The sequence below is a fragment of the Halopseudomonas oceani genome, from assembly GCF_002903165.1.
Classification (GTDB): domain Bacteria; phylum Pseudomonadota; class Gammaproteobacteria; order Pseudomonadales; family Pseudomonadaceae; genus Halopseudomonas; species Halopseudomonas oceani.
Genome location: NZ_PPSK01000007.1, coordinates 107,282 through 127,515, shown reverse-complemented (window position 1 = coordinate 127,515; position 20,234 = coordinate 107,282). Strand labels below are relative to the sequence as shown.

The window sequence follows — 20,234 nt, the reverse complement described above, 5'->3', positions numbered from 1 at the left end:
TGTCAGTAGGCGCTGGCCAGCAACGCGTTAACGCTGGCCAACTGGTCGGCCAACTGCTGGCTGGCCTGCAATAGGGTTTGGGTATCAGCGTCGGGCACCTGCTCGGCCAGTGACGCATTGGCCGCCTGCAGGGCCTCAGACTCCTGCGGGTGCGCCTGCTGGAGAACCGGAAGCAGCAGCGATACGACCTTGTCGATACCAGCCTGCAAGCCCTGCAGGTCACTGCGCGCCCTGCTGCTGAGCTGCTCGCTGTTCTGCTGCTGGTCATGCCAGGCCTGCAATACCCGACCGGCGCCATTGGCCAATTGGGAGGCCGGCACACCCTGGGCACTCAAACGTGACCGCAGAGCGCCCACATCGGCGCTCAGTTGCTTGACCACCGGCAGCAACCCGGCAGTGCTTTGCTGCTCGAACAGGCCATAAGCCAGGCGTTCAAAGCCGCGAAAATCGGCATCCTGTTCGCGCTCGGCGAAGTACTCGGCGCGGGCATTCAGGCGCTGATCCAGATCGCTGAACAGCCCCACCGCCAGCGCCATGTGCTGATCGATTGCGCGGGCCTGCAGCCAGGCTTGCTGCGCCGCGTCCAGGTTGTCGTCGGCAATTTGCTGCTGCAGGTCGCCCACCGCGCGCGCCAGCGCACGGCCTTCCAGCGTCAGGTAAACGCGGTACTCAGCCAACGGGCCGATCAGTGCGCGTGCGGACAGATCGGCGGCAACGGTCTGCCCGGCGACCGCCGTCACCGTCAGCGTCCCGCGCGGATTACTGAGCAGGCCACAGGTCATCTGGTATTCACCGGGCAGCAACCTGGCTGTCAGTTGCTGATGCAGACCGGGAGCGATGTTCTCCCGCTCTTCCAGCACCATCACGCCATCGAGAATTTCCCACTCGATCGCACGCTCACTCTCGTTGATCACAGTAAAGCGTTGAGCACCGGCAGGCACGGTAAGCGTGTTCGGCGTACAACCACTGGCGTCAATGGTGATCTGGTGGGTATCAGCCGTGTCGGTTGCCGACTTCGAACCCAGCGACAAATAGAAAATACCCAGCGCGCCGAGCATCAGCACGGCAGCACCAGCCATGCCAGCCCACAACGCAAGCGGCGACGGAGCAGAAGCAGAAGGATCAGACATCAGGACACTCGCAGGCAGTGTTGGACAGGTGTAAAACTCAACCACCAACCCGCGCTGCGGCAGGTCTAGCGAGCTGCGCAGTACCGGGTCGGAAGAAGAAAAACAGGGTGATCAGCAAGAAGCCGAGATAGGCGACGACTTCACTGACACTGGGCGCAGGCTGATAGCCGAAAATACCGGCAAACAGGCTGCCCAACGGGGTGTCCAGCGGCAGCCATTCGCTCAGATCGAAGACAATGCGTTGGCCGTGATTCCACAGGCCCGCCTCGTGCAATGCGCGCACCGCACCCGAGAACAAACCAGCAGCCACCAGCAAAATGAACAGGCCGGTGCCACGGAAAAAGTGCTTCAGATTCAAGCGCAGGCTGCCCCGATAGAACGCCCAACCGGCCAGCACCGAGCATAGAACGCCGAGCAGTGCCCCCAGCGGCGCGCCGGTGCCCCGCCCCTGCTGAAACACGGCCAGCAGGAAGAACACCGACTCCAGTCCCTCACGGGCAACCGCCAGAAAGACCATGCCGATCAACGCCCAAGTTTGCCCCTGGCCGGCCTGAAACGCCTGGTCCAGTGCGCCAGTCAGCTCACTGCGCAGCCCCTGCGACGCGCGCCGCATCCAGAACACCATCCAGGTCAGCACGCCGACGGCAATCAGGCCAACCGCCGCTTCGAACATTTCCTGCTGACGCTGGGGAAACTCGGCGCTGACAAACTGCAAGGCTGCGCCGCCAAGCAAGGCCAGCGTCACAGCCAGAAAAATGCCAGTCCAGATGACCGGCATCCATGCGGCGCGCCCGGTCTGACGGAGGTAGCTGGCAATGATGCCGACAATCAGCGCAGCCTCGAGACCTTCGCGCAGCATAATCAGAAATGGAACAATCATGAAAATCAGCCGCAATTGAGAATGAATTTGAATACGGCCAAATCATACCTGTAACAAAATATGTAAAACACTATTTCAGCGTATCCAAATCGGAAACGCTGATTTTCATCTAAAGCATCAAGGAGTAGCCCAGCACCAGCCGCAGACGGGCCGCCGAACGGGCAGCGGCTTGGGCCTTGGTGGAACACGGTCTGTTAGACCCGGGAAGGTAGAACGATGGGGCGACCGACAAGCGTTTGCCCAGACATATGGCCGAATGAGAACTCGGCCATAGCAGAAACTCGGGCTGCGGCTCAGCCGAGCAGGCCCGAGAACGGCAGAAACGCGACCAGATCGCCGGGGCTGAAGGTTTGCCCGGCTGGCACCCGTAACAGGCCGCTGGCGCGACTGGCGCTGCTGAGCACACCGGAACTTTGATTGCCCGACAGCATTACGCGGCCGTCTTCGACATGCGCACGCAGGTACTCCTCACGACTGCCAGCGCGGCTCCAGGCGAACCCGGCAGGCAAGGTATAGGCAGGCGCGGCCACCTCTGCTGCGCCAAGGCGGGTCAACAGATAGGGACGCACCAGCAGCAAAAACGTGACCAGCGTCGCCGCCGGATTCCCGGGCAGACCGAGCACGGGCACACCGGCATAGTGACCCAGCGTGAACGGCTTGCCCGGCTTGATCGCCAGCTTCCACAGAGCGACCTCACCGGCCTCGCGCAACGCCTGACCAAGGCAGTCCGCCTCGCCGACCGACACCCCGCCGGAAGTAATAATCACATCAACCTGCCTGGCCAACTGCTGCAAACGATCACGGGTCGAGGCAAGGTCATCCGGCAGAATACCAGCGTCGACCACAGTCTGCCCCATGCCCTGCAACAAGCCGATCAAGGTAAAGCGGTTGCTGTTGTAGATCTGCCCGGGGCTCAGCGGCTGCCCCGGCTCGACCAGCTCGTCACCGGTCGATACCACCGCTACCCGCAGCGGCGTGCGGACCCCGACCTGATCTATCCCTACCGAGGCAATTACCCCCAGATCCTGCGGTCTCAGCCGGGTTCCGGCAGCCAGCAACGGCTGACCGGCAACGACGTCCTGCGCTTGGCGTCGGACGTTGTCGCCAGCAGCCACCGGTTCCAGCAGGCGCACCCGGCCACCCGCCAGCAGCTCGGCATTCTCCTGCATCTGCACGGCATTGGCGCCAGCAGGCAAGGGAGCACCGGTAAAGATACGCGCACAGGTGCCGGGCTGCAGCGCCACCGGAGCAACCCCGGCGGTGATGCGCTGACTAACCGGCAGGCCATCAGCCATCGCCTGTGCCAGGTCGGCCTCGGCCAGTGCATAACCGTCCATCGCACTGTTGTCCCAAGGCGGTACGTCGATAGCAGAACAGACCGGCTCGGCCAGAATCTGATCGAGCGCATCGGTCAGCGACAACGCCCGCACGGGCTGCTGTTGATGGGCGGCCGCGCTGGCGAGCAGCCGCTGCAGGGCCTCGGCAACCGGCATCAGACTCATGCGCGGCGACCGTCCTGATCCGGGTTGCCCAGATGCTGCACGAAGTTGCACGGGCGGGTACGACTGTCCAGCTGGGTTTCGAGAATCCGCGTCCAGGCGGTACGGCAGGCGTTGGATGAGCCCGGCATGCAGACCACCAGCGTACGATTGGCCAAGCCAGCCAGCGCACGGGACTGCAGCGTGGAAGTGCCGATGTCTTCGTAAGACACCTGACGGAACAGCTCACCAAAGCCATCGACCTGTTTGTCCAGCAGCGGCGCGATGGCCTCAGGGGTGCTGTCACGGCCGGTAAAGCCGGTGCCACCAGTGATCAACACGACCTCAACTGCCGGGTCTGCGATCCAGGCCGACACCCGTGCGCGCATCTGGTAGCGGTCGTCGGGCAGCAGCTGGCGATCGGCCAGACGATGGCCGGCAGCGGTCAGGCTGTCCGCCAGCAACTGGCCAGAGGTGTCGGTTTCCAGGGTACGGGTGTCGCTGACGGTCAGCACGGCGATGCCAAGGGCGGCAAAGGGAGTATCAGATGAGCAGCTCATGGATGGATTCCTTGCGTTCGGATAAAGCCGGACGGCAATCAGCAGAGGCGCCGCTTTCGTCCGCTACAGGCCCGGTGTTATAACACAGACCACACCAGCCAGAGCATTGAACATGTCAGCGTCACCCCGTATCAGCGCCCTGCTGCTGGCCGGCGGCCGGGGCCGCCGCGTCGGCGGTGCAGACAAGGGCCTGCTCACCTACCGCGGCGCCCCTATCAGCGCTCATCTGAGCGCGCTGTTGCGCAGCGTGGCCGATGAGCTGCTGATCAGTTGCAACCGCAACGCCGAGCACTACCGGCAATGGGCTGACAGGCTCGTGACCGACAGCAGCACGGACTACCCCGGCCCGTTGGCCGGCATTCTGAGCGGCCTGCGCCAGACGAGCGGCGAGCAGCTTTTGGTGCTGCCCTGTGACATGCCGCTGATCGATCAAGCCTTGCTTGAGCAGCTGCTTGACCAAGCCGACCCTGACCGACCGGTGTTTTTTCGCACCGGTGAGCAGCCCCAGCCACTGCCCTGCCTGATCCCACGCCGGCTGCTACCGGCGCTGGAAAACGCCTGGTTGCAAGGAGTGCGCAGCCCGTTGCGCTGGTTGCGGACAATGGACGCGATCTGCCTCGATCTGGCCGCCGACGAGCCACGCCTGACCAGCGCCAATACCCCTATTCTGTGGCAGGCGCTGCAGTAACCCTGTGATAAACAGTCGATTTTTTTTCGTTTGCCTCTTGTGCGATGACAAACTTTAGGTAAAATGCCGCCCACAACGGAGCGTAGCGCAGCCTGGTAGCGCGTCTCGTTCGGGACGAGAAGGTCGCTGGTTCGATTCCAGTCGCTCCGACCAACAGCAAAACCCCTGACTCATTGAGTCAGGGGTTTTTCTTTTTCTGCCGTCCAAGATCTGTTGCCGCTTCGCCTTGCCTGGCCGAAGAACGGTCTCCGGCAGGCAAGTGAACGAAACGGCGACAGGCTCTAATCAAGCATCTCACGCAACACGTGATGCAGAATGCCGCCCGCCTTAAAGTAAGCGATCTCATTGACGGTATCGATTCGGCAGAGCATCTCGAAGCTCACGCTTTGACCATCGTCTCCGGTTGCTTCCACCGTCAGCCGCTGCCCCGGCTTGAGGTCATCGCTGATACCCGTGATTTCGATCTGTTCGTGCCCGGTCAAACCCAGCTCGGCCACGCTTTGACCATCCACAAACTGCAGCGGCAACACCCCCATACCAACCAGATTGGAACGGTGGATGCGCTCGAAGCTCTCGGCCAGAACGGCCTTCACACCCAGCAGGTTGGTGCCCTTGGCCGCCCAATCCCGGCTTGAACCTGTGCCGTACTCCTTGCCGGCCAGCACCACCAGCGGCGTGCCATCCTGCTGATAGCGCATGGCTGCATCATAGATCGACATCCGCTCACCGGAAGGCACATGAATGGTCTCACCGCCCTCCTCGCCACCGAGCATCCGATTGCGGATACGGATGTTGGCGAAGGTGCCGCGCATCATCACTTCGTGGTTACCGCGTCGCGAACCGTAGGAGTTGAAGTCGGCCGGTTCCACGCCCAGCGATTGCAGATATTCACCTGCCGGCGAGCTTGCCTTGATATTGCCGGCCGGCGAAATGTGGTCGGTGGTAATCGAATCGCCGAATACCGCCAGCACCCGCGCGCCGGTAACCGGCTGCAGGGGTTCCAGTGGCTCGTCGATGGCATCAAAGTACGGCGGATTTTTCACGTAGGTCGAGGCATCATCCCATGCATAGGTCTTGCCCTCGCTGACGCTGATCGAGCGCCAGTGATCATCACCGGTAAACACGTCGGCATAGCGGGTCCGGAACATCTCATCTTCGACCAGCGCCACTGCATCGGCGATCTCGCTGTTGGTCGGCCAGATGTCCTTGAGAAACACCGGGCGGTTATCCTGATCCAGACCAAGCGGCTCGTCACGCAGGTTGATTCGGGTGTTGCCGGCCAGCGCGTAGGCCACCACCAACGGCGGCGACGCCAGCCAGTTGGCCTTGACCTGCGGATGCACCCGCCCTTCGAAGTTACGGTTGCCGGACAGCACCGCCGACACAGCCAGATCGTGTTCGCTGACAGCCCGCGCCACCTCGTCGGGCAGCGGCCCGGAGTTGCCGATACAGGTGGTGCAGCCATAGCCCACCAGATTGAATCCGAGCGCATCGAGGCTCTCGGTCAGACCGGCCTTATTCAGATAGTCGGTCACCACCTTGGAGCCCGGCGCAAGTGACGACTTGACCCAAGGCTTGCGCTGCAGCCCCCGCTCCAGAGCCTTCTTCGCCAGCAGACCGGCAGCCATCATCACACTCGGATTGGAGGTATTGGTACAGGAGGTAATCGCAGCGATCACCACGGCGCCGTGGTCCAGCGCGTACTCCTTGCCATCCAGCTGCACCGTGGCATGGGCATTCGGGCCGCCGACGGCGGTACCGGCACCGCCTTCACTTTCCAGCCGTGCCTGCTCGGTATCAGCCGGTGCCACCTGCAGCGCCAGCAGTGCATCGAAGGCCTCAGGTACATCCGGCAGCGCCACCCGGTCCTGCGGTCGACGCGGACCGGCCAGGCTGGCCTCCACGGTACTCATGTCCAGGTGCAGGCTGTCGGTAAACGCCGGCTCGTCACCCGGTTCGCGCCACAGTCCCTGCGCCTTGCAATAGGCTTCTACCCGCTGCACCACCGCATCGGGGCGGCCACTGAGGCGCAGATAGCGCAGGGTCTCGTCATCCACCGGGAAGAAGCCGCAGGTCGCGCCATACTCCGGGGCCATGTTGGCAATGGTCGCCCGATCCGCCAGCGGCAGGTCGGCCAGACCGTCACCGTAGAATTCAACAAACTTGCCAACCACGCCCTTGCTGCGCAACATCTGAGTAACGGTCAGCACCAGATCGGTCGCGGTGATGCCCTCACGCAGGCGCCCGGTCAGCTTGAAACCGATCACTTCCGGGATCAGCATCGAAACCGGCTGACCGAGCATGGCCGCCTCGGCCTCGATACCGCCGACGCCCCAGCCCAGTACGCCCAGCCCGTTGATCATGGTGGTGTGCGAGTCAGTGCCGACCAGGGTATCAGGCCAGGCCCACTGCTCACCGTCCACCTCAGCGGCCCAAACAGTCTGGGCCAGGTACTCCAGATTCACCTGGTGGCAGATGCCAGTGCCCGGCGGCACTACGCGAAAGTTCTGAAAGGCCTTCTGCCCCCAGCGCAGGAATGCGTAACGCTCACCGTTACGCTGCATCTCGATCTCCACGTTGTCATGAAAGGCCGAGTCGCTGGCAAAGCGGTCAACCATCACCGAGTGGTCGATGACCAGATCGACCGGCGACAGTGGATTGATCTGCTCCGGATCGCCACCAGCCCGCGCAACCGCATCACGCATGGCGGCCAAATCCACGACCGCCGGCACCCCGGTAAAGTCCTGCATCAACACCCGCGCCGGACGGTACTGAATTTCACGGTCGGATCGACGCTGCTCCAGCCACTGACTTACGGCGCGAATATCATCCAGCGTGACCGTCTCGCCGTCTTCATTACGCAGCAGATTCTCCAGCAGCACCTTGAGCGACTTGGGCAGGTGCTCGACACCATTCAGTTCGGCTGCTGCACGCTTGAGCGAGTGGTACTGATAGCGCTCTCCCGAGACATCCAATGTGTCAAGCGTACTCAGGCTATTGGCTTGGGTCATGCGATAAACCTCCTTGCGCGGGCACTGGGCCTGCATGGATTGCTATAATCTGAGGCAAGATTCTGCGAGGCCTCTAGTATCTGGCCTGCAAGGATGGCAGGAAGTTCCGGTAAATGCTGAAACCCGCAGGTCGCCGGAACCACTCCCACCATCCGGAAACCGCTCACACGGCTCCACTCACTTCCCCCACGGCAGACTGAAACCGTCCTGCGGAGGAGTCAGAGTCGAGGCCTACAGCCATTGCCATCGCTGCCGATATAGCAGTTTAGACAATAGTCAGCCCGATATGGCTCACGGGCAGACATTCAAGGACATTCACCAATGCGTAACAACCAGCCCGTAACCCAGCGTGAACGTACCTTTGCGGCGGACGAGCGGCTCATATCCACGACCAACCTCAAGGGCGTCATCACCTACTGCAATGACGTTTTTATTGAAATCAGCGGCTTTACCCGCGACGAACTGATCGGCACCTCGCACAACCTGGTCCGTCATCCGGACGTACCGCCAGCGGTTTTCGCGCACATGTGGGCTGATATCAAAGCCGGCAAGGCCTGGATGGGGATCGTCAAAAACCGCTGCAAGAACGGCGATCATTACTGGGTCAATGCCTTCGTCACCCCCATCTGGGAGAACGGCCAGATCACCGGTTACGAGTCGGTCCGCACCAAACCCACGGCCGGGCAGATTGAACGGGCATCAGCGCTCTACCAACGCCTCTCACGTGGCGGCAAGGCGGTGCAGAGTGACGTCGCCGGTCTGGGCATGCAGATCCTGCCGTCCGCAGTGGCAATGGCGGCCAGCGGCGCTGCAGGCGTGCTGTTCGGCTGGCCCGGCGCAGCTGTCGCGGGTCTGCTCGGTGTGCCCGCCGGGTACCTCATGAAAGCCAGCCTTGAGCAACGTCTGCAGCGTATTGTGCACTCGGCCGGCAACAGTATCAGTGACCCGTTGCTGGCCCAGATGTTTACCCCCTTCCGCGGCGCGATGGGCCAACTGGAAATGGCCATTCTCAGCCAGCAGGCACGCCTTACGACCTGCCTCACCCGAGTGGCAGACAGCGCTGACAGCCTGAAGCTGCAGGCCCATGAAGCCAGCGACATCGCTCGCCAAAGCAGTGAGGGGCTGGCCCAACAGCGTGCCGAAACAGATCAGGTGGCTACTGCCATCAACCAGATGGCTGCGGCGACGCTAGAGGTATCGGGCAACGTCCAGAACGCCGCAGGCGCAACCCACGACGCAGCGCAACTGGCCATACAAGGCAAACAGTTGGCCAGCAACGCCCGTACCGCCATCGAGAACCTGTCCGGCGTGGTTGAGTCAGCCAGCACCGTCACCAACAAACTGGCATCAGACGCCCGTGAAATTGGCACCGTGGTCGACGTCATCAAAGGAATCGCCGAACAGACCAACCTGCTGGCTCTGAATGCCGCTATCGAGGCGGCACGCGCAGGCGAGCAGGGACGCGGCTTTGCCGTCGTTGCCGACGAGGTGCGCGCCCTCGCCAGCCGGACAGCCGAAGCCACCGAACAGATCCATGGTCTGATCGCCAACCTGCAACAGGCCGCCAAGAGCACGGTAGATACCATGCAGGCCGGCAACGAACAGGCCGAGCGCGGTGTTGCTCAGGTCATCGAAGCAGACGAAGCGCTCGAAGGCATTCGTCAGGCCATCGAACGGATCAACGAAATGGCCGGCCAGATCGCCAGCGCCGCCGAGGAGCAAAGCAGCGTTGCCGAAGAGATCAACCGCAACGTCACCAGCATCGCCTCGCTGGCAGACAGCACGGCGGGCCAGGCCAGCCGCAGCGCCGAGCTCAGTGGCGAACTGGCGACCACCGCCCAGCGCCAGGTCGACCTGGTTGACCGTTTTAACCGCCGTTGACCGGTAACCACCTCCCGAGAAGGTCGAGCATCAGCTCGACCCACAGGCCGCACCACACGCGCTTCGCCGGGCCAAGCCCCAGCGCTCTCGACAACCTTGTCCTGCCGCCCCTGAGACGTTACCCACCCGCGGGGCGACAGTGCTAAACTGCCGCCTTTGCCTGTGAAACAAGGACACCTCCATGTGCGGAATCGTCGGCGCAACCGCCCAGCGCGACATCACCCCCATCCTGCTTGAAGGCCTGCGCCGTCTTGAGTACCGCGGCTACGACTCGGCCGGCGTTGCAATCATCGACAGCGCCGGCGGAATTCAACGCGTCCGCGCCGTCGGCAAGGTCGTAGAGCTGGAAAACGCACTGCAGGCCACACCGGTCAGTGGTCACCTTGGCATCGCCCACACCCGCTGGGCGACACACGGCAAACCGGCAGAACACAACGCCCACCCGCACCTGTCCAACGGACTGGCGATCGTCCACAACGGCATCATCGAAAACCACGCTCCGCTGCGCAAACAGCTGCAGGATCTGGGCTACAGCTTTACGTCCGAAACCGATACCGAAGTCGTCGCCCACCTGCTGGCGCACCACTTTGCCGAAACCGGCGACATGCTCAGCGCGTTCCGCAACACTCTGGGCGAGATTCACGGGGCCTATGCGCTGGCGGTGGTCCATGAATCCGAGCCCGGCACCCTATACTGCTCACGCATGGGCAGCCCGCTGGTGATCGGAGAAGGCAGCGGCGAACACTATCTGGCCTCCGACCCGCTGGCGCTGCTGCAGGTAACCGACCGCTTCCGCTACCTGGAAGAAGGCGACTACGCCCGCGTTACTCTGGACACCTGCGACATCTGGGACCACGCCGGCAATACTGCCGACCGCCCGGTAGTTCGCTACGAGCACGCTGCCCACAGTCTGGACAAGGGCGAATACCGCCACTTCATGCTCAAGGAAATCTTTGAGCAGCCACAAGCCATCAGCGACACCCTGGCTGGCACCCTTGGCGATGACCACGTGCTGACCGCCATCCTCGGCCCCGAAGCGGAAACCCGACTGGCCGACATCGCCAACATCCACATCGTTGCCTGTGGCACCAGTTACCATGCCGGACTGGTCGCCCGCTACTGGATCGAAGAACAGGCTGGCATTCCCTGCCAGGTTGAAGTCGCCAGCGAATACCGCTACCGCAGCGTTGTGGTGCCGGCCAACACCCTGCTGATCACCATCTCCCAGTCAGGTGAGACCGCAGACACCCTGGCCGCGCTGCGTTACGCCAAGGATCAGGGCTACCTCGCCACCCTCGCCATCTGCAACGTCGCTGGCAGCTCGCTGGTACGTGAGGCCGACTGGCGTTTGCTCACGCATGCGGGCCCGGAAATTGGCGTGGCCTCAACCAAGGCCTTCACCACTCAACTGGTGTCACTGCTGTGGCTGACCACGGCCCTCGCCCAGACCCACGGCCGCAGCCAGTTTGTTGCCCGTAACGTCAACGCCCTGCGCACGCTGCCCGCCCTGGTGGAACAGGTGCTTGGGCTGGAACCGGCGATTGTTGCGCTGGCCGAGCAGTTCGCCAACAAACACCACGCCCTGTTCCTCGGCCGCGGTCCGCATTACCCCATCGCGATGGAAGGTGCCCTCAAACTCAAGGAAATCTCCTACATCCACGCCGAGGCCTACGCTGCTGGGGAGTTGAAGCACGGCCCGCTGGCCCTGGTGGACGAAGACATGCCCGTGGTCTCAGTCGCACCCAGCGACAGCCTGCTGGAAAAACTCAAGTCCAATCTGGAAGAAGTGCGCGCCCGTGGCGGCCAGTTGATCAACTTTGCCTGCGAAACCATCGAGCAAAGTACCGACCCCGAAGTGCGCGACGTCAGCCTGCCGTGGGTTGAAGACTGCGTCTCACCGATTATCTACACCCTACCCCTGCAACTGCTGAGCTACCACGTTGCACTGGTCAAGGGCACCGATGTCGACAAACCACGAAACCTGGCAAAATCGGTTACCGTCGAGTAACCACCGCTCAAGGCAGGTGTGCGGCTACCGCCGCACACCCTAAGGGAGCCACCCCATGAACACCGACGCAGCAACCATACTGGTGACCGGCGGTGCCGGATACATCGGTTCACACACCTGCCTGCGCCTGCTGGAATGCGGCTACCAGGTCATCGTGCTGGATAACTTCAGCAACAGCTCCCCTGAAGCGCTCCGCCGGGTGCAAAACCTCACCGGCAAGACGCTCGACATCATCACCGGCGACGTCAACGACGGCAGCCTGCTGGACGACCTGTTTGCCAGCAACCCGGTTGACGCGGTCATTCACTTTGCTGGTTTCAAGGCCGTCGGCGAATCCGTGGCCGAGCCACTGATGTATTACCACAACAACGTCACCGGCGCGGTTTCGCTACTGCAGGCCATGCAGCGATCCACCGTGCGTAATCTGGTATTCAGCTCGTCAGCCACCGTCTATGGCGACCCGGCCAGCCTGCCGATCACTGAAAACTTTCCGACCAGCGCGACCAACCCGTACGGCCGGTCAAAGCTTATGATCGAAGAAATACTGGGTGATCTTTACCGGAGCGACAGCAGCTGGAACCTCGCCCTGCTCCGCTACTTCAACCCGGTCGGCGCCCACCCCAGCGGACAGATTGGCGAAGATCCGGCCGGCATCCCCAACAACCTGCTGCCGTATATCGCCCAGGTCGCGGTTGGTAGACGTGAGCACCTCAGCGTGTTTGGTGGTGATTACGACACCCACGATGGCACCGGCGTACGTGACTACATCCATGTGATGGACCTGGCCGAAGGGCACGTCAAGGCGCTGCAGTGGTTAACGCGCAAACAGGGCCTTGCCGCCTTCAACCTCGGCACCGGCATCGGCTACTCCGTACTGGACATGCTGCACGCGTTCGAGCGCGCCTGTGGCAAGCCCCTGGCGTATCAGGTGGTTGCACGCCGCCCCGGTGATGTCGGCAGTTGCTACGCCGACCCGTCACTGGCTGCCCGCGAGCTGGGCTGGCAGGCCGAACGGGACGTCAACGCCATGTGCGCCGATGCCTGGCGCTGGCAGCAGCAGAATCCGAACGGCTACCGCTGACCCATCCCTCGGAAGGGTCGCGCTTGCGAATGCCGCACAAACAAAAAGGCCGGGCAGCAGCCCGGCCTCTTCAAGGCAGTGATTGTCAGCTCTGAATAATGCGCTGCCCATGAATCAGATCGACGATGCCGTTAGTCGGCTGGTAACCGTTAACGGTGTCCAGCAGCAGTGCCCGGACATCGTCATACGCATCCGTTTTCACCGCCTGATTCATGCGGTTCAGCACCTCATACATAGTCGGCCAATCGACAAACTCTTCATTTGCCCGATGGATTTTCGGGTGCGCCGTGCGCTCCGGGTTGTCACCGATCAGCAGCTCTTCATACAGCTTCTCGCCCGGTCGCAGTCCGGTAAAGGTAATCGCAATATCGCCGTTGGGATCAACCTCATCACGCACCGTCAGGCCTGACAGCATCACCATCTTGTGCGCCAGCTCGACGATCCGTACCGGCTCACCCATATCCAGTACGAAGACATCCCCCCCCTTCCCCATCGAGCCAGCCTGAACCACCAGCTGCGCCGCTTCGGGAATGGTCATGAAATAACGGGTAATGTCAGGATGGGTCACGGTAATCGGGCCACCGCGTTTGATCTGCGAGCGGAACAACGGAATCACCGAGCCCGACGACCCCAGCACATTGCCGAATCGAACCATGGTAAAGCGCGTGCGGTTAACCACCCGCACGCCGCTGTCATCGCCCCACAGATTGGGTGCCGACTCGGCACTGAGCGCCTGCAACACCATCTCAGCCAGCCGCTTGGTTGCCCCCATCACATTGGTCGGTCGAACCGCCTTGTCGGTCGAGATGAGCACACAGTTCTGCACACCGCAGCGAATCGCAGCCTGCGCCACCTTCAGCGTGCCGAACACGTTATTCATGATGCCTTCAGCAACGTTGTGCTCGACCATCGGCACGTGCTTGTAAGCCGCCGCGTGGTAGACAGTATCCACCTTCCAGGCCGCCATCGCGTCGATCAGGCGACCACTGTTACGCACCGACCCCAGAATCGGGATCAGGTCGATCGGTAATTTTTGCGCCTTGATCCAGCCTTGCAGCTCGGTGTGAATGGCGTACAGGCCAAACTCGTTGTGTTCAAACAACACGAGCTTGGACGGCCCGGCGTTAATGATCTGGCGACATAGCTCGCTGCCGATGGAGCCACCTGCGCCCGTCACCAGCACCACTTTGTCGCGAATACAGAAATCCATCAGTTCCTCAACCGGCTCGACCGGGTCTCGGCCAAGCAGGTCGGCAATATCGACCTCCTGCAGATCGTCCACTTTGACCTTGCCACTGGCAATGTCCATGATCCCCGGGATACTGCGCACATGAACCTGGAATCCGGCCAAGCGGAAGAGAATCTGCTGCCGCGTTGCGCGGGTGGCAGACGGAATCGCCAGCAGCACTTCCTTGATGTCGGCATCAGCGATCACTTTGGCAATCTGCTCAGACGGGTACACCGGCAGGCCGCCAATCACCCGTCCGGCCAGGCTCGGATCATCATCAATGAACGCCTTGGGTTTATACATGCGACCAAGCCGCAGCGAGGCCAGTAGCTGATTGCCCGCCGCGCCAGCGCCGAAAATAGCCACCGGCACTCCGACTTCCTGCTCAGTCAACGCTTGTGCAGGGTCTGGTGCCGGGCCCATCAGCCAGTCCCCCATGAAGTACTCGCGGGCCGCCAGCCGCAGGCCACCAATCAGCAACAGTGAAAGCCACCAGTAGGACACCATCGCCGAACGCGGAAACAGCACATCCCAGCCACTATCGCGCGCAGCCAGCACCACCATGACCAGTGCCAGAAATGACAGCGTCACCGACTTGAAAATGCACAACAACGCTTGGCTACCGAAATACCGCATCACCGCACGGTACATCCCCATACGGATGTAGATAGGCAAGGCCATTGCAGGGGCCAGCACAAACAACCAACGCTGCTCAGGCGTTGGGAACACCCAACCGGTTTCACCACCAAGACGCAGGTAAAGAGCAAGCCAGAGCGACGACCAAATCAGAATCAGGTCGGCAAAGATCTGAATTGAGCGCTTTTGCGCGTGGCTCAACCCAATCAGTTTTTCTTTGAGCATCTTGCTCTCCAACTCAACAAAACGAATGCGATTATACGCAATACGACCGAGCCACCTTCCGGTACAGTTCCTGCCTAAGTTGCATATCGCACGCGGTTCATCAGCATACGCCCGGTCAGGCAGGGCAACAAACAGGCATCATTCTCATCAAACCGCGCCGCGCCGTCGCCGCAGCCAGAGCATCACGCAGACTCACCCAGAATCCGAGCCAGTAAACCCGCGCTGGAGGCATCCGCGCCCGGCAGTTCGGCCAGCTCACCACGCAGGCAGGCCAGGGCATCCACCGCGATACGCTTGCCCATCTCAACCCCCCACTGGTCAAACGGGTTGATTTCCCAGATCACCGACTGCACAAACACCTTGTGTTCATACAGAGCAATCAGCGCACCCAGGCTATGGGGCGTCAGTTCATCCAGCAGCAGGGTCGAACTGGGCTGATTACCGCGATAACGGCGGTTGCGTGGCAACGATGCGGCGTCTTTCACTGCGCCGTCACCCAGCGCCAACAGACGGGACTGGGCCAGGCAGTTTGCCAGCGCCAGTTCGTGCTGAGCCAACAGCTCAGCGGTCGCCCCACCATGCTGCGCCTCGCGATAGCGCCGCGCAGGAACGATAAAATCACAGGTCACAGGTTCGGTGCCCTGATGCAGCAGTTGATAGAACGCATGCTGGGCATTCGGACCGATGGTGCCCCAGACAATCGGGCAGGTCGCATAATCAATGCTCTCACCAGCCAGGTTCACCGACTTGCCGTTGGACTCCATCTCAAGTTGCTCAAGGTAATTGGGCAACTCCTTAAGCCTGCCGTCATAGGGCAACACCGCATGCGCGTTAATACCCAGCATATTGGTGTTCCACACGCCGATAAGCCCCAGCAGCACCGGCAGGTTGTCGGCCCAGGGGGCCTGACGAAAGTGCTCATCCATCGCGTGCGCACCAGCCAGCAGCTCACGAAACGCCGGCATGCCGATAGACAGCGCAATCGGCAAGCCAATGGCGGACCAGAGCGAGAACCGCCCACCGACCCAGTCCCACAACGCCAGCTGGTTGGCGGGGGCGATGCCCCACTCGCTCATGCGCTCTGCCGCCGCCGACACACCGATGAAGTGACAGTCGAGCAAGCCGGGCAAAGCCCCCAGCTCACGTTCGAGCCAACCACGCGCAGTTGCCGCATTACTCAGGGTATCGATGGTGGAAAAGGACTTGGACGAGATGATAAACAGCGTCGCATGCGGGTTGAGGCCACCCAGCAACTGCGACACCTGGCTGCCATCCATTGTCGAGGCAAAGTGCACATGCAGCGGCGATGCGGTAGACGGCCGCCAGTCAGCCAATGCCTCCGTTACCATCAGCGGCCCGAGGTCAGAGCCTCCGACGCCAATATTCACCACATCGGTAATGACCTCGCCGGTCACGCCACGCCACTGACCACTGCGGACCTTCTGAACAATGCCGTCCATCCGCTGCAGCTCGGCCTGAACCTGCAGGTTTATATCCTCACCGGCGACCTGGCACGTTCGCTCAGACGGCAAGCGCAACGCCCAGTGCATAGCCGCGCGCCCTTCGCTCGGGTTAACTGCGGCGCCGGCAAACAGCGCAGCCATGCGTTCGGCCAGCCCTTGCTCAGCCGCCAGATCAAATAACAGCGGCAGCGTCGCCTCAACGACCCGCTGCTTGGAGAAGTCAAACAGGATCGAGTCGAACGCTCGATGCAGCCGCACAAAGCGTTGCGCATCACCGGCAAACAGATCAGCCAGATGCGCGCCTCGCACCTCCTGCGCATGCGCTACCAGCGCCCGCCAGGAGGCCTTCTCAGTCAGAGGGCTACTCATGTCATCGCCGTCCTATGCCGTAGTATGCGAAACCGTTCTGCTTCATGAATTCCGGATCCCAGACGTTGCGGCCATCGAGCAGCAACGGTGTTGCCATCAGCTCGTGCAGACGTGTCAGATCTGGGCTCCAATATGCCTTCCACTCGGTCACCAGCATCAACGCATCAGCCCCTGCGACCGCCGCATACGGGTCCTGGTGGAGCACTAGATCCTCACGCTCACCAGCCCATTGCGCCAAAGAGCCGAGCGCACGTGGATCATGCACGTGCACCTCAACCCCCTGCGCCCACAACGCCTCAATCAACTTGAGCGCCGGCGCATTGTTGATGCGCGACGATTCAGGCTTGAACGCGATGCCCCACAACGCCACCTTGCGGCCACGCAGGTTGGTGCCGTAGTGACGCCACAGCTTGCGAAAGAGCACCTCTTTCTGGCGCTCGTTGATGTTCAACACCTCGTCGAGCAGTTGGGCAGCCATACCGCTGCCCTGCAGTGTCGAGGCCAGACTCATCACATCGCGGGAGAAACTCAGGCCGCCAAAGCCGCAGCCCGGATACAGGTAGGCGTCACCAATCCGCCGGTCAGCGCCCATCCCCTGCCGTACCTGTTCAATATCCACGTCCAGGCTGTCAGCCAGATTGGCCATATCGTTCATATAGCTCAGGCGGGTAGCGAGCATGCCGGTAATCGCCAGTTTGGTGAACTCTGCTTCACGCGGCCGCATCGGCATGATGGCATCGCGGCGGCGATTGAACGGCCGCAGCAGCTCGGTCACCAGCTGCCGGGCCCAGTTGGCGTCAGCGCCAAGCAGCCAACTGTCGGCGCGCATGAAGCTCTGCAGCGCATTACCTTCGATCAGCAGGTCCGGCAGACTAACTACGGCTCCCGGATCAGCAACTGGAGCCTCGCATTCCAGCAACGCCTGTTGCAGCAGCTCGCTGCTGCCGACCGCAAAGGTTGACTGATTAACCACCAACCAGCGGCGAGTGCAGCGCTCGGGCAACGCCCCAATCAGCGCCTGCGCCTCAGCCAGCATGTCAGGGTTCAGGGCCAGCCAGATCACACCGCCCAGCACCTGCGGAGCAGCCTCAAGCGAGGTCAGCAGCAGCCGGCCCGCCTGTTGCTGCTCAGTCATCAAATCCGCCAGACCGGGCTCGCGAAAGGGGCATTCGCCGCGCATCAACTGCTCGGCATGTGCCCCTTCCGGCAAGTGCAGAAGCACCTGATTACCGGTCGAAGCCAACGCCGTCGCACTGACCAGCGCACAAAGCGTATCGCCGTAAACATCAACCTGCATGGTGCCTGTCCTCAGCCCGTACGCTCATGGCGCGTAGCGAGCCAATAGTCCTTTGAAATCCGCACCCAGCTCCGGGTGCTGCAGGCCGTAGGCCAACGTTGCCTCCAGATACCCCAGCTTGCTGCCACAGTCGAAGGAGCGCCCGCGCATACGGTAAGCCTCTGCCCCGCTCTGCTGCATCAGGGCCGCAATCGCATCGGTCAGCTGGATCTCACCACCTGCGCCTGGCGCAGTCGCTGCCAGCAGATCAAAGATCGTGCCCGGCAAAACATAGCGCCCGACAATGGCCAGATTGGATGGAGCCGCCTCGCGGGCTGGCTTCTCGACCACCTGTTGCATCACAGCCTGCTTACCCTGATGCAGCTCAACGCCGCCCAGATCAACCACACCATACTGGTGCACTCGTTCCCAGGGCACCGGCTCAACCATTACCTGCGCCTTGCCTGTCTCACCAAACCGTGTGGTCATCGCGGCAAGGTCAGACAACCCGCCCACCTGCTCAACCAGCACATCCGGCAACAGCACCGCGAAAGGCGCATCGCCCACCACCGGCCGTGCACAAGCCACCGCATGCCCCAGGCCCAGCGCACGCCCCTGACGCACCGCCGTCACCTTCAGCTCGGGCGGTGCAATCTCGCGCAGAACCTTGAGCAACGCGTCTTTGCTGCGCCGTGCCAGCTCGGCCTCAAGCTCGTAGTTGACGTCAAAGTGATCTTCAATCGCCTTCTTGCTGGCATGGGTCACCAGCACAATCTCGTTGATACCCGCAGCCAGCGCTTCCTCGACCACATACTGCACCACGGGCTTGTCCACCACGGTGACCATTTCTTTCGGAATCGCTTTACTGGCCGGCAAAAAGCGCGTGCCCAACCCCGCTACGGGTAAAACAGCCTTGGTAACCTTCACGGCAACTCCTGATTGTTCATGTCCATTCATGATAGCGGCCTGCAGTGCAACGGCACACAACGCCCCCATTCGTAACGTCAACCAAGCAAAATCGGCACCATCCCGTTGTCAGCAGCTCACCGCAATCCGCGTTATGCGCCTCTGCGGCGGGCTCTACAGCCTGCTGATCAGCAACCCGCCTCGGCAAGCACCGCCCGGATTACTGCACAGGTTTTGGTCATTTCGGCCTCGGTCAGTGTCGGGTGCACCAGAAACATCAGGCTGGTCTCGCCAAGCTCGCGGGCCACCGGCAAACGCTCGGACGGCCGCCAGCCGGTACCGTCAAATGCCTTCTCCAGATACACCTCGGAACAGGACCCCTGAAAACAGGGCACGCCCCCTGCCACAATCGCCTCGATAATACGGTCACGCGTCCAGCCCGCAGCCAACCTCTCCGGCACCACCTGCACATAACACTTGTAATGGGCATGCACACAATCGGCGGGGAATGACGGTACGCGTACAACATCAAATGCGCGGCAGGTATCCCAGATCTGCTCGGCGTGGCGGGTACGCGCAGCGGTCCAGTCGGTCATCCGGCGCAATTGAATACGCCCGATCACCGCCTGCAACTCAGTCATACGCCAGTTGGTGCCGAAGCTCTCATGCAGCCAGCGAAACCCCGGCGGGTGCGCACGCTCGTAAACCGCCTCCCAGCTCTTACCGTGATCCTTGTATGACCACATGCTCGACCACAACTCGCGATCATCGGTCGTCACCATGCCGCCTTCGCCGCCAGTGGTCATGATCTTGTCCTGACAGAAAGACCAGCACCCCACATGACCGATTGAGCCCACCGAACGCCCTTTGTAACGCGCCCCGTGCGCCTGCGCACAGTCTTCAATCACAAACAGCGAGTGCGCGTCTGCCAGCGCCATGATCGGGTCCATATCACAGGGCCAACCGGCCAGATGCACACAGATGATGGCTCGGGTGCGCTCGGTCAGCACCGCTGCAATGGTCTCGGCGGTGATGTTTTGCGAGTCACGGTCCACATCCGCAAACACCGGCACGGCACCTGCGGTGACAATGCTCGAAGCGGATGCCAGAAAGGTGCGCGGCGTGACAATCACCTCGTCACCCGGCCCGATACCCAGCCCTTTCAGTGCCAGATCCAGCGCCAGAGTGCCGTTGGACAGGGCAATCGCATGAGTACAGTCAGCCCAGGCAGCAAACTCTTTCTCGAACTCACGCCCTTCCTGTCCTGTCCAGTAATTGACCTTGTTGGACAAAAGCACTGCGTGAACCGCGTCGGCTTCTTCTGTGGTAAACGACGGCCAAGGAGAAAACGGGGTGTTAAGCATGGTAGAAAGCCCTTAAAAGACAGGCCGAGCAGCCGTTACTGCGCGGCAAA

The 20,234-nt window shown here is 61.7% G+C and carries 14 protein-coding genes and 1 tRNA gene; 5 read left to right on the top strand and 10 right to left on the bottom strand.

The window, feature by feature from the left end; genetic code table 11:
* Nucleotides 1-2: 2 nt before the first annotated feature.
* The 4 genes from C1949_RS09505 to moaB form a co-directional block, all read right to left on the bottom strand.
* On the bottom strand, nucleotides 3-1,130 hold the full coding sequence (locus tag C1949_RS09505; RefSeq protein WP_146040306.1) for a cupredoxin domain-containing protein: 1,128 nt from the start codon (nucleotides 1,128-1,130) through the stop codon (nucleotides 3-5).
* 37 nt (nucleotides 1,131-1,167) lie between these two features.
* The gene (gene efeU, locus C1949_RS09500; protein ID WP_104738302.1) at nucleotides 1,168-2,010 is read right to left on the bottom strand and encodes an iron uptake transporter permease EfeU; all 843 of its coding nucleotides are present in this window, start codon (nucleotides 2,008-2,010) and stop codon (nucleotides 1,168-1,170) included.
* A 293-nt stretch (nucleotides 2,011-2,303) separates the two neighbouring features.
* The gene (locus C1949_RS09495; protein WP_229744389.1) at nucleotides 2,304-3,512 is read right to left on the bottom strand and encodes a molybdopterin molybdotransferase MoeA; all 1,209 of its coding nucleotides are present in this window, start codon (nucleotides 3,510-3,512) and stop codon (nucleotides 2,304-2,306) included.
* Nucleotides 3,509-4,048, bottom strand: a complete 540-nt coding sequence (gene moaB, locus C1949_RS09490; RefSeq protein ID WP_104738237.1) for a molybdenum cofactor biosynthesis protein B — start codon at nucleotides 4,046-4,048, stop codon at nucleotides 3,509-3,511. Before moaB ends, C1949_RS09495 begins: the two co-directional genes overlap by 4 nt.
* Nucleotides 4,049-4,160: 112 nt before the next feature.
* Here moaB and mobA point away from each other — a divergent pair, with 112 nt between their 5' ends.
* Entirely contained in the window at nucleotides 4,161-4,736 is a 576-nt protein-coding gene (gene mobA / locus C1949_RS09485) for a molybdenum cofactor guanylyltransferase MobA (protein WP_170063047.1), read from the top strand.
* A 76-nt stretch (nucleotides 4,737-4,812) separates the two neighbouring features.
* A tRNA-Pro gene (locus tag C1949_RS09480) sits at nucleotides 4,813-4,889 on the top strand.
* 128 nt (nucleotides 4,890-5,017) lie between these two features.
* Here the strand turns inward: C1949_RS09480 and acnA are convergent.
* A complete protein-coding gene (gene acnA, locus C1949_RS09475; RefSeq protein WP_104738235.1) occupies nucleotides 5,018-7,747 on the bottom strand; it encodes an aconitate hydratase AcnA in 2,730 nt (909 codons plus the stop codon).
* 321 nt (nucleotides 7,748-8,068) lie between these two features.
* Here acnA and C1949_RS09470 point away from each other — a divergent pair, with 321 nt between their 5' ends.
* The 3 genes from C1949_RS09470 to galE all read left to right on the top strand — a co-directional run bounded on the left by C1949_RS09470 (nucleotide 8,069) and on the right by galE (nucleotide 12,717).
* Nucleotides 8,069-9,628 carry a methyl-accepting chemotaxis protein gene (locus C1949_RS09470; protein ID WP_104738234.1) on the top strand — a complete coding sequence of 520 codons (1,560 nt, stop codon included), beginning with the start codon at nucleotides 8,069-8,071 and terminating at the stop codon, nucleotides 9,626-9,628.
* A 181-nt stretch (nucleotides 9,629-9,809) separates the two neighbouring features.
* Nucleotides 9,810-11,636 carry a glutamine--fructose-6-phosphate transaminase (isomerizing) gene (gene glmS / locus C1949_RS09465; protein ID WP_104738233.1) on the top strand — a complete coding sequence of 609 codons (1,827 nt, stop codon included), beginning with the start codon at nucleotides 9,810-9,812 and terminating at the stop codon, nucleotides 11,634-11,636.
* A gap of 55 nt (nucleotides 11,637-11,691) precedes the next feature.
* Nucleotides 11,692-12,717 carry a UDP-glucose 4-epimerase GalE gene (gene galE / locus C1949_RS09460; RefSeq protein WP_104738232.1) on the top strand — a complete coding sequence of 342 codons (1,026 nt, stop codon included), beginning with the start codon at nucleotides 11,692-11,694 and terminating at the stop codon, nucleotides 12,715-12,717.
* A gap of 85 nt (nucleotides 12,718-12,802) precedes the next feature.
* On the opposite strand, the gene C1949_RS09455 is transcribed toward galE, so the two are convergent.
* From C1949_RS09455 to C1949_RS09435, 5 genes are all read right to left on the bottom strand, one after another.
* Nucleotides 12,803-14,806 carry a nucleoside-diphosphate sugar epimerase/dehydratase gene (locus tag C1949_RS09455; RefSeq protein ID WP_104738231.1) on the bottom strand — a complete coding sequence of 668 codons (2,004 nt, stop codon included), beginning with the start codon at nucleotides 14,804-14,806 and terminating at the stop codon, nucleotides 12,803-12,805.
* A 182-nt stretch (nucleotides 14,807-14,988) separates the two neighbouring features.
* Nucleotides 14,989-16,638: a glucose-6-phosphate isomerase gene (gene pgi, locus C1949_RS09450; protein ID WP_104738230.1), complete on the bottom strand. Its 1,650-nt coding sequence runs from the start codon at nucleotides 16,636-16,638 to the stop codon at nucleotides 14,989-14,991.
* Between the two features lies 1 nt (nucleotide 16,639).
* Nucleotides 16,640-17,935 (bottom strand): UDP-glucose dehydrogenase family protein, encoded by a 1,296-nt coding sequence (locus C1949_RS09445; RefSeq protein WP_104738229.1) that lies wholly within the window; start codon nucleotides 17,933-17,935, stop codon nucleotides 16,640-16,642.
* Between the two features lie 24 nt (nucleotides 17,936-17,959).
* Nucleotides 17,960-18,841 carry a UTP--glucose-1-phosphate uridylyltransferase GalU gene (gene galU, locus C1949_RS09440; RefSeq protein WP_229744391.1) on the bottom strand — a complete coding sequence of 294 codons (882 nt, stop codon included), beginning with the start codon at nucleotides 18,839-18,841 and terminating at the stop codon, nucleotides 17,960-17,962.
* Between the two features lie 167 nt (nucleotides 18,842-19,008).
* Nucleotides 19,009-20,184: a DegT/DnrJ/EryC1/StrS family aminotransferase gene (locus C1949_RS09435; protein ID WP_104738228.1), complete on the bottom strand. Its 1,176-nt coding sequence runs from the start codon at nucleotides 20,182-20,184 to the stop codon at nucleotides 19,009-19,011.
* Nucleotides 20,185-20,234: the final 50 nt, after the last annotated feature.

Coding starts and splice junctions, on each gene's coding strand:
- C1949_RS09470 (WP_104738234.1), top strand. CDS start 8,069: ATGCGTAACAACCAGCCCGTAACCCAGCGTGAACGTACCTTTGCGGCG.
- mobA (WP_170063047.1), top strand. CDS start 4,161: ATGTCAGCGTCACCCCGTATCAGCGCCCTGCTGCTGGCCGGCGGCCGG.
- C1949_RS09495 (WP_229744389.1), bottom strand. CDS start 3,512: ATGAGTCTGATGCCGGTTGCCGAGGCCCTGCAGCGGCTGCTCGCCAGC.
- efeU (WP_104738302.1), bottom strand. CDS start 2,010: ATGATTGTTCCATTTCTGATTATGCTGCGCGAAGGTCTCGAGGCTGCG.
- moaB (WP_104738237.1), bottom strand. CDS start 4,048: ATGAGCTGCTCATCTGATACTCCCTTTGCCGCCCTTGGCATCGCCGTG.
- pgi (WP_104738230.1), bottom strand. CDS start 16,638: ATGAGTAGCCCTCTGACTGAGAAGGCCTCCTGGCGGGCGCTGGTAGCG.
- acnA (WP_104738235.1), bottom strand. CDS start 7,747: ATGACCCAAGCCAATAGCCTGAGTACGCTTGACACATTGGATGTCTCG.
- C1949_RS09435 (WP_104738228.1), bottom strand. CDS start 20,184: ATGCTTAACACCCCGTTTTCTCCTTGGCCGTCGTTTACCACAGAAGAA.
- C1949_RS09445 (WP_104738229.1), bottom strand. CDS start 17,935: ATGCAGGTTGATGTTTACGGCGATACGCTTTGTGCGCTGGTCAGTGCG.
- glmS (WP_104738233.1), top strand. CDS start 9,810: ATGTGCGGAATCGTCGGCGCAACCGCCCAGCGCGACATCACCCCCATC.
- C1949_RS09505 (WP_146040306.1), bottom strand. CDS start 1,130: ATGTCTGATCCTTCTGCTTCTGCTCCGTCGCCGCTTGCGTTGTGGGCT.
- C1949_RS09455 (WP_104738231.1), bottom strand. CDS start 14,806: ATGCTCAAAGAAAAACTGATTGGGTTGAGCCACGCGCAAAAGCGCTCA.
- galE (WP_104738232.1), top strand. CDS start 11,692: ATGAACACCGACGCAGCAACCATACTGGTGACCGGCGGTGCCGGATAC.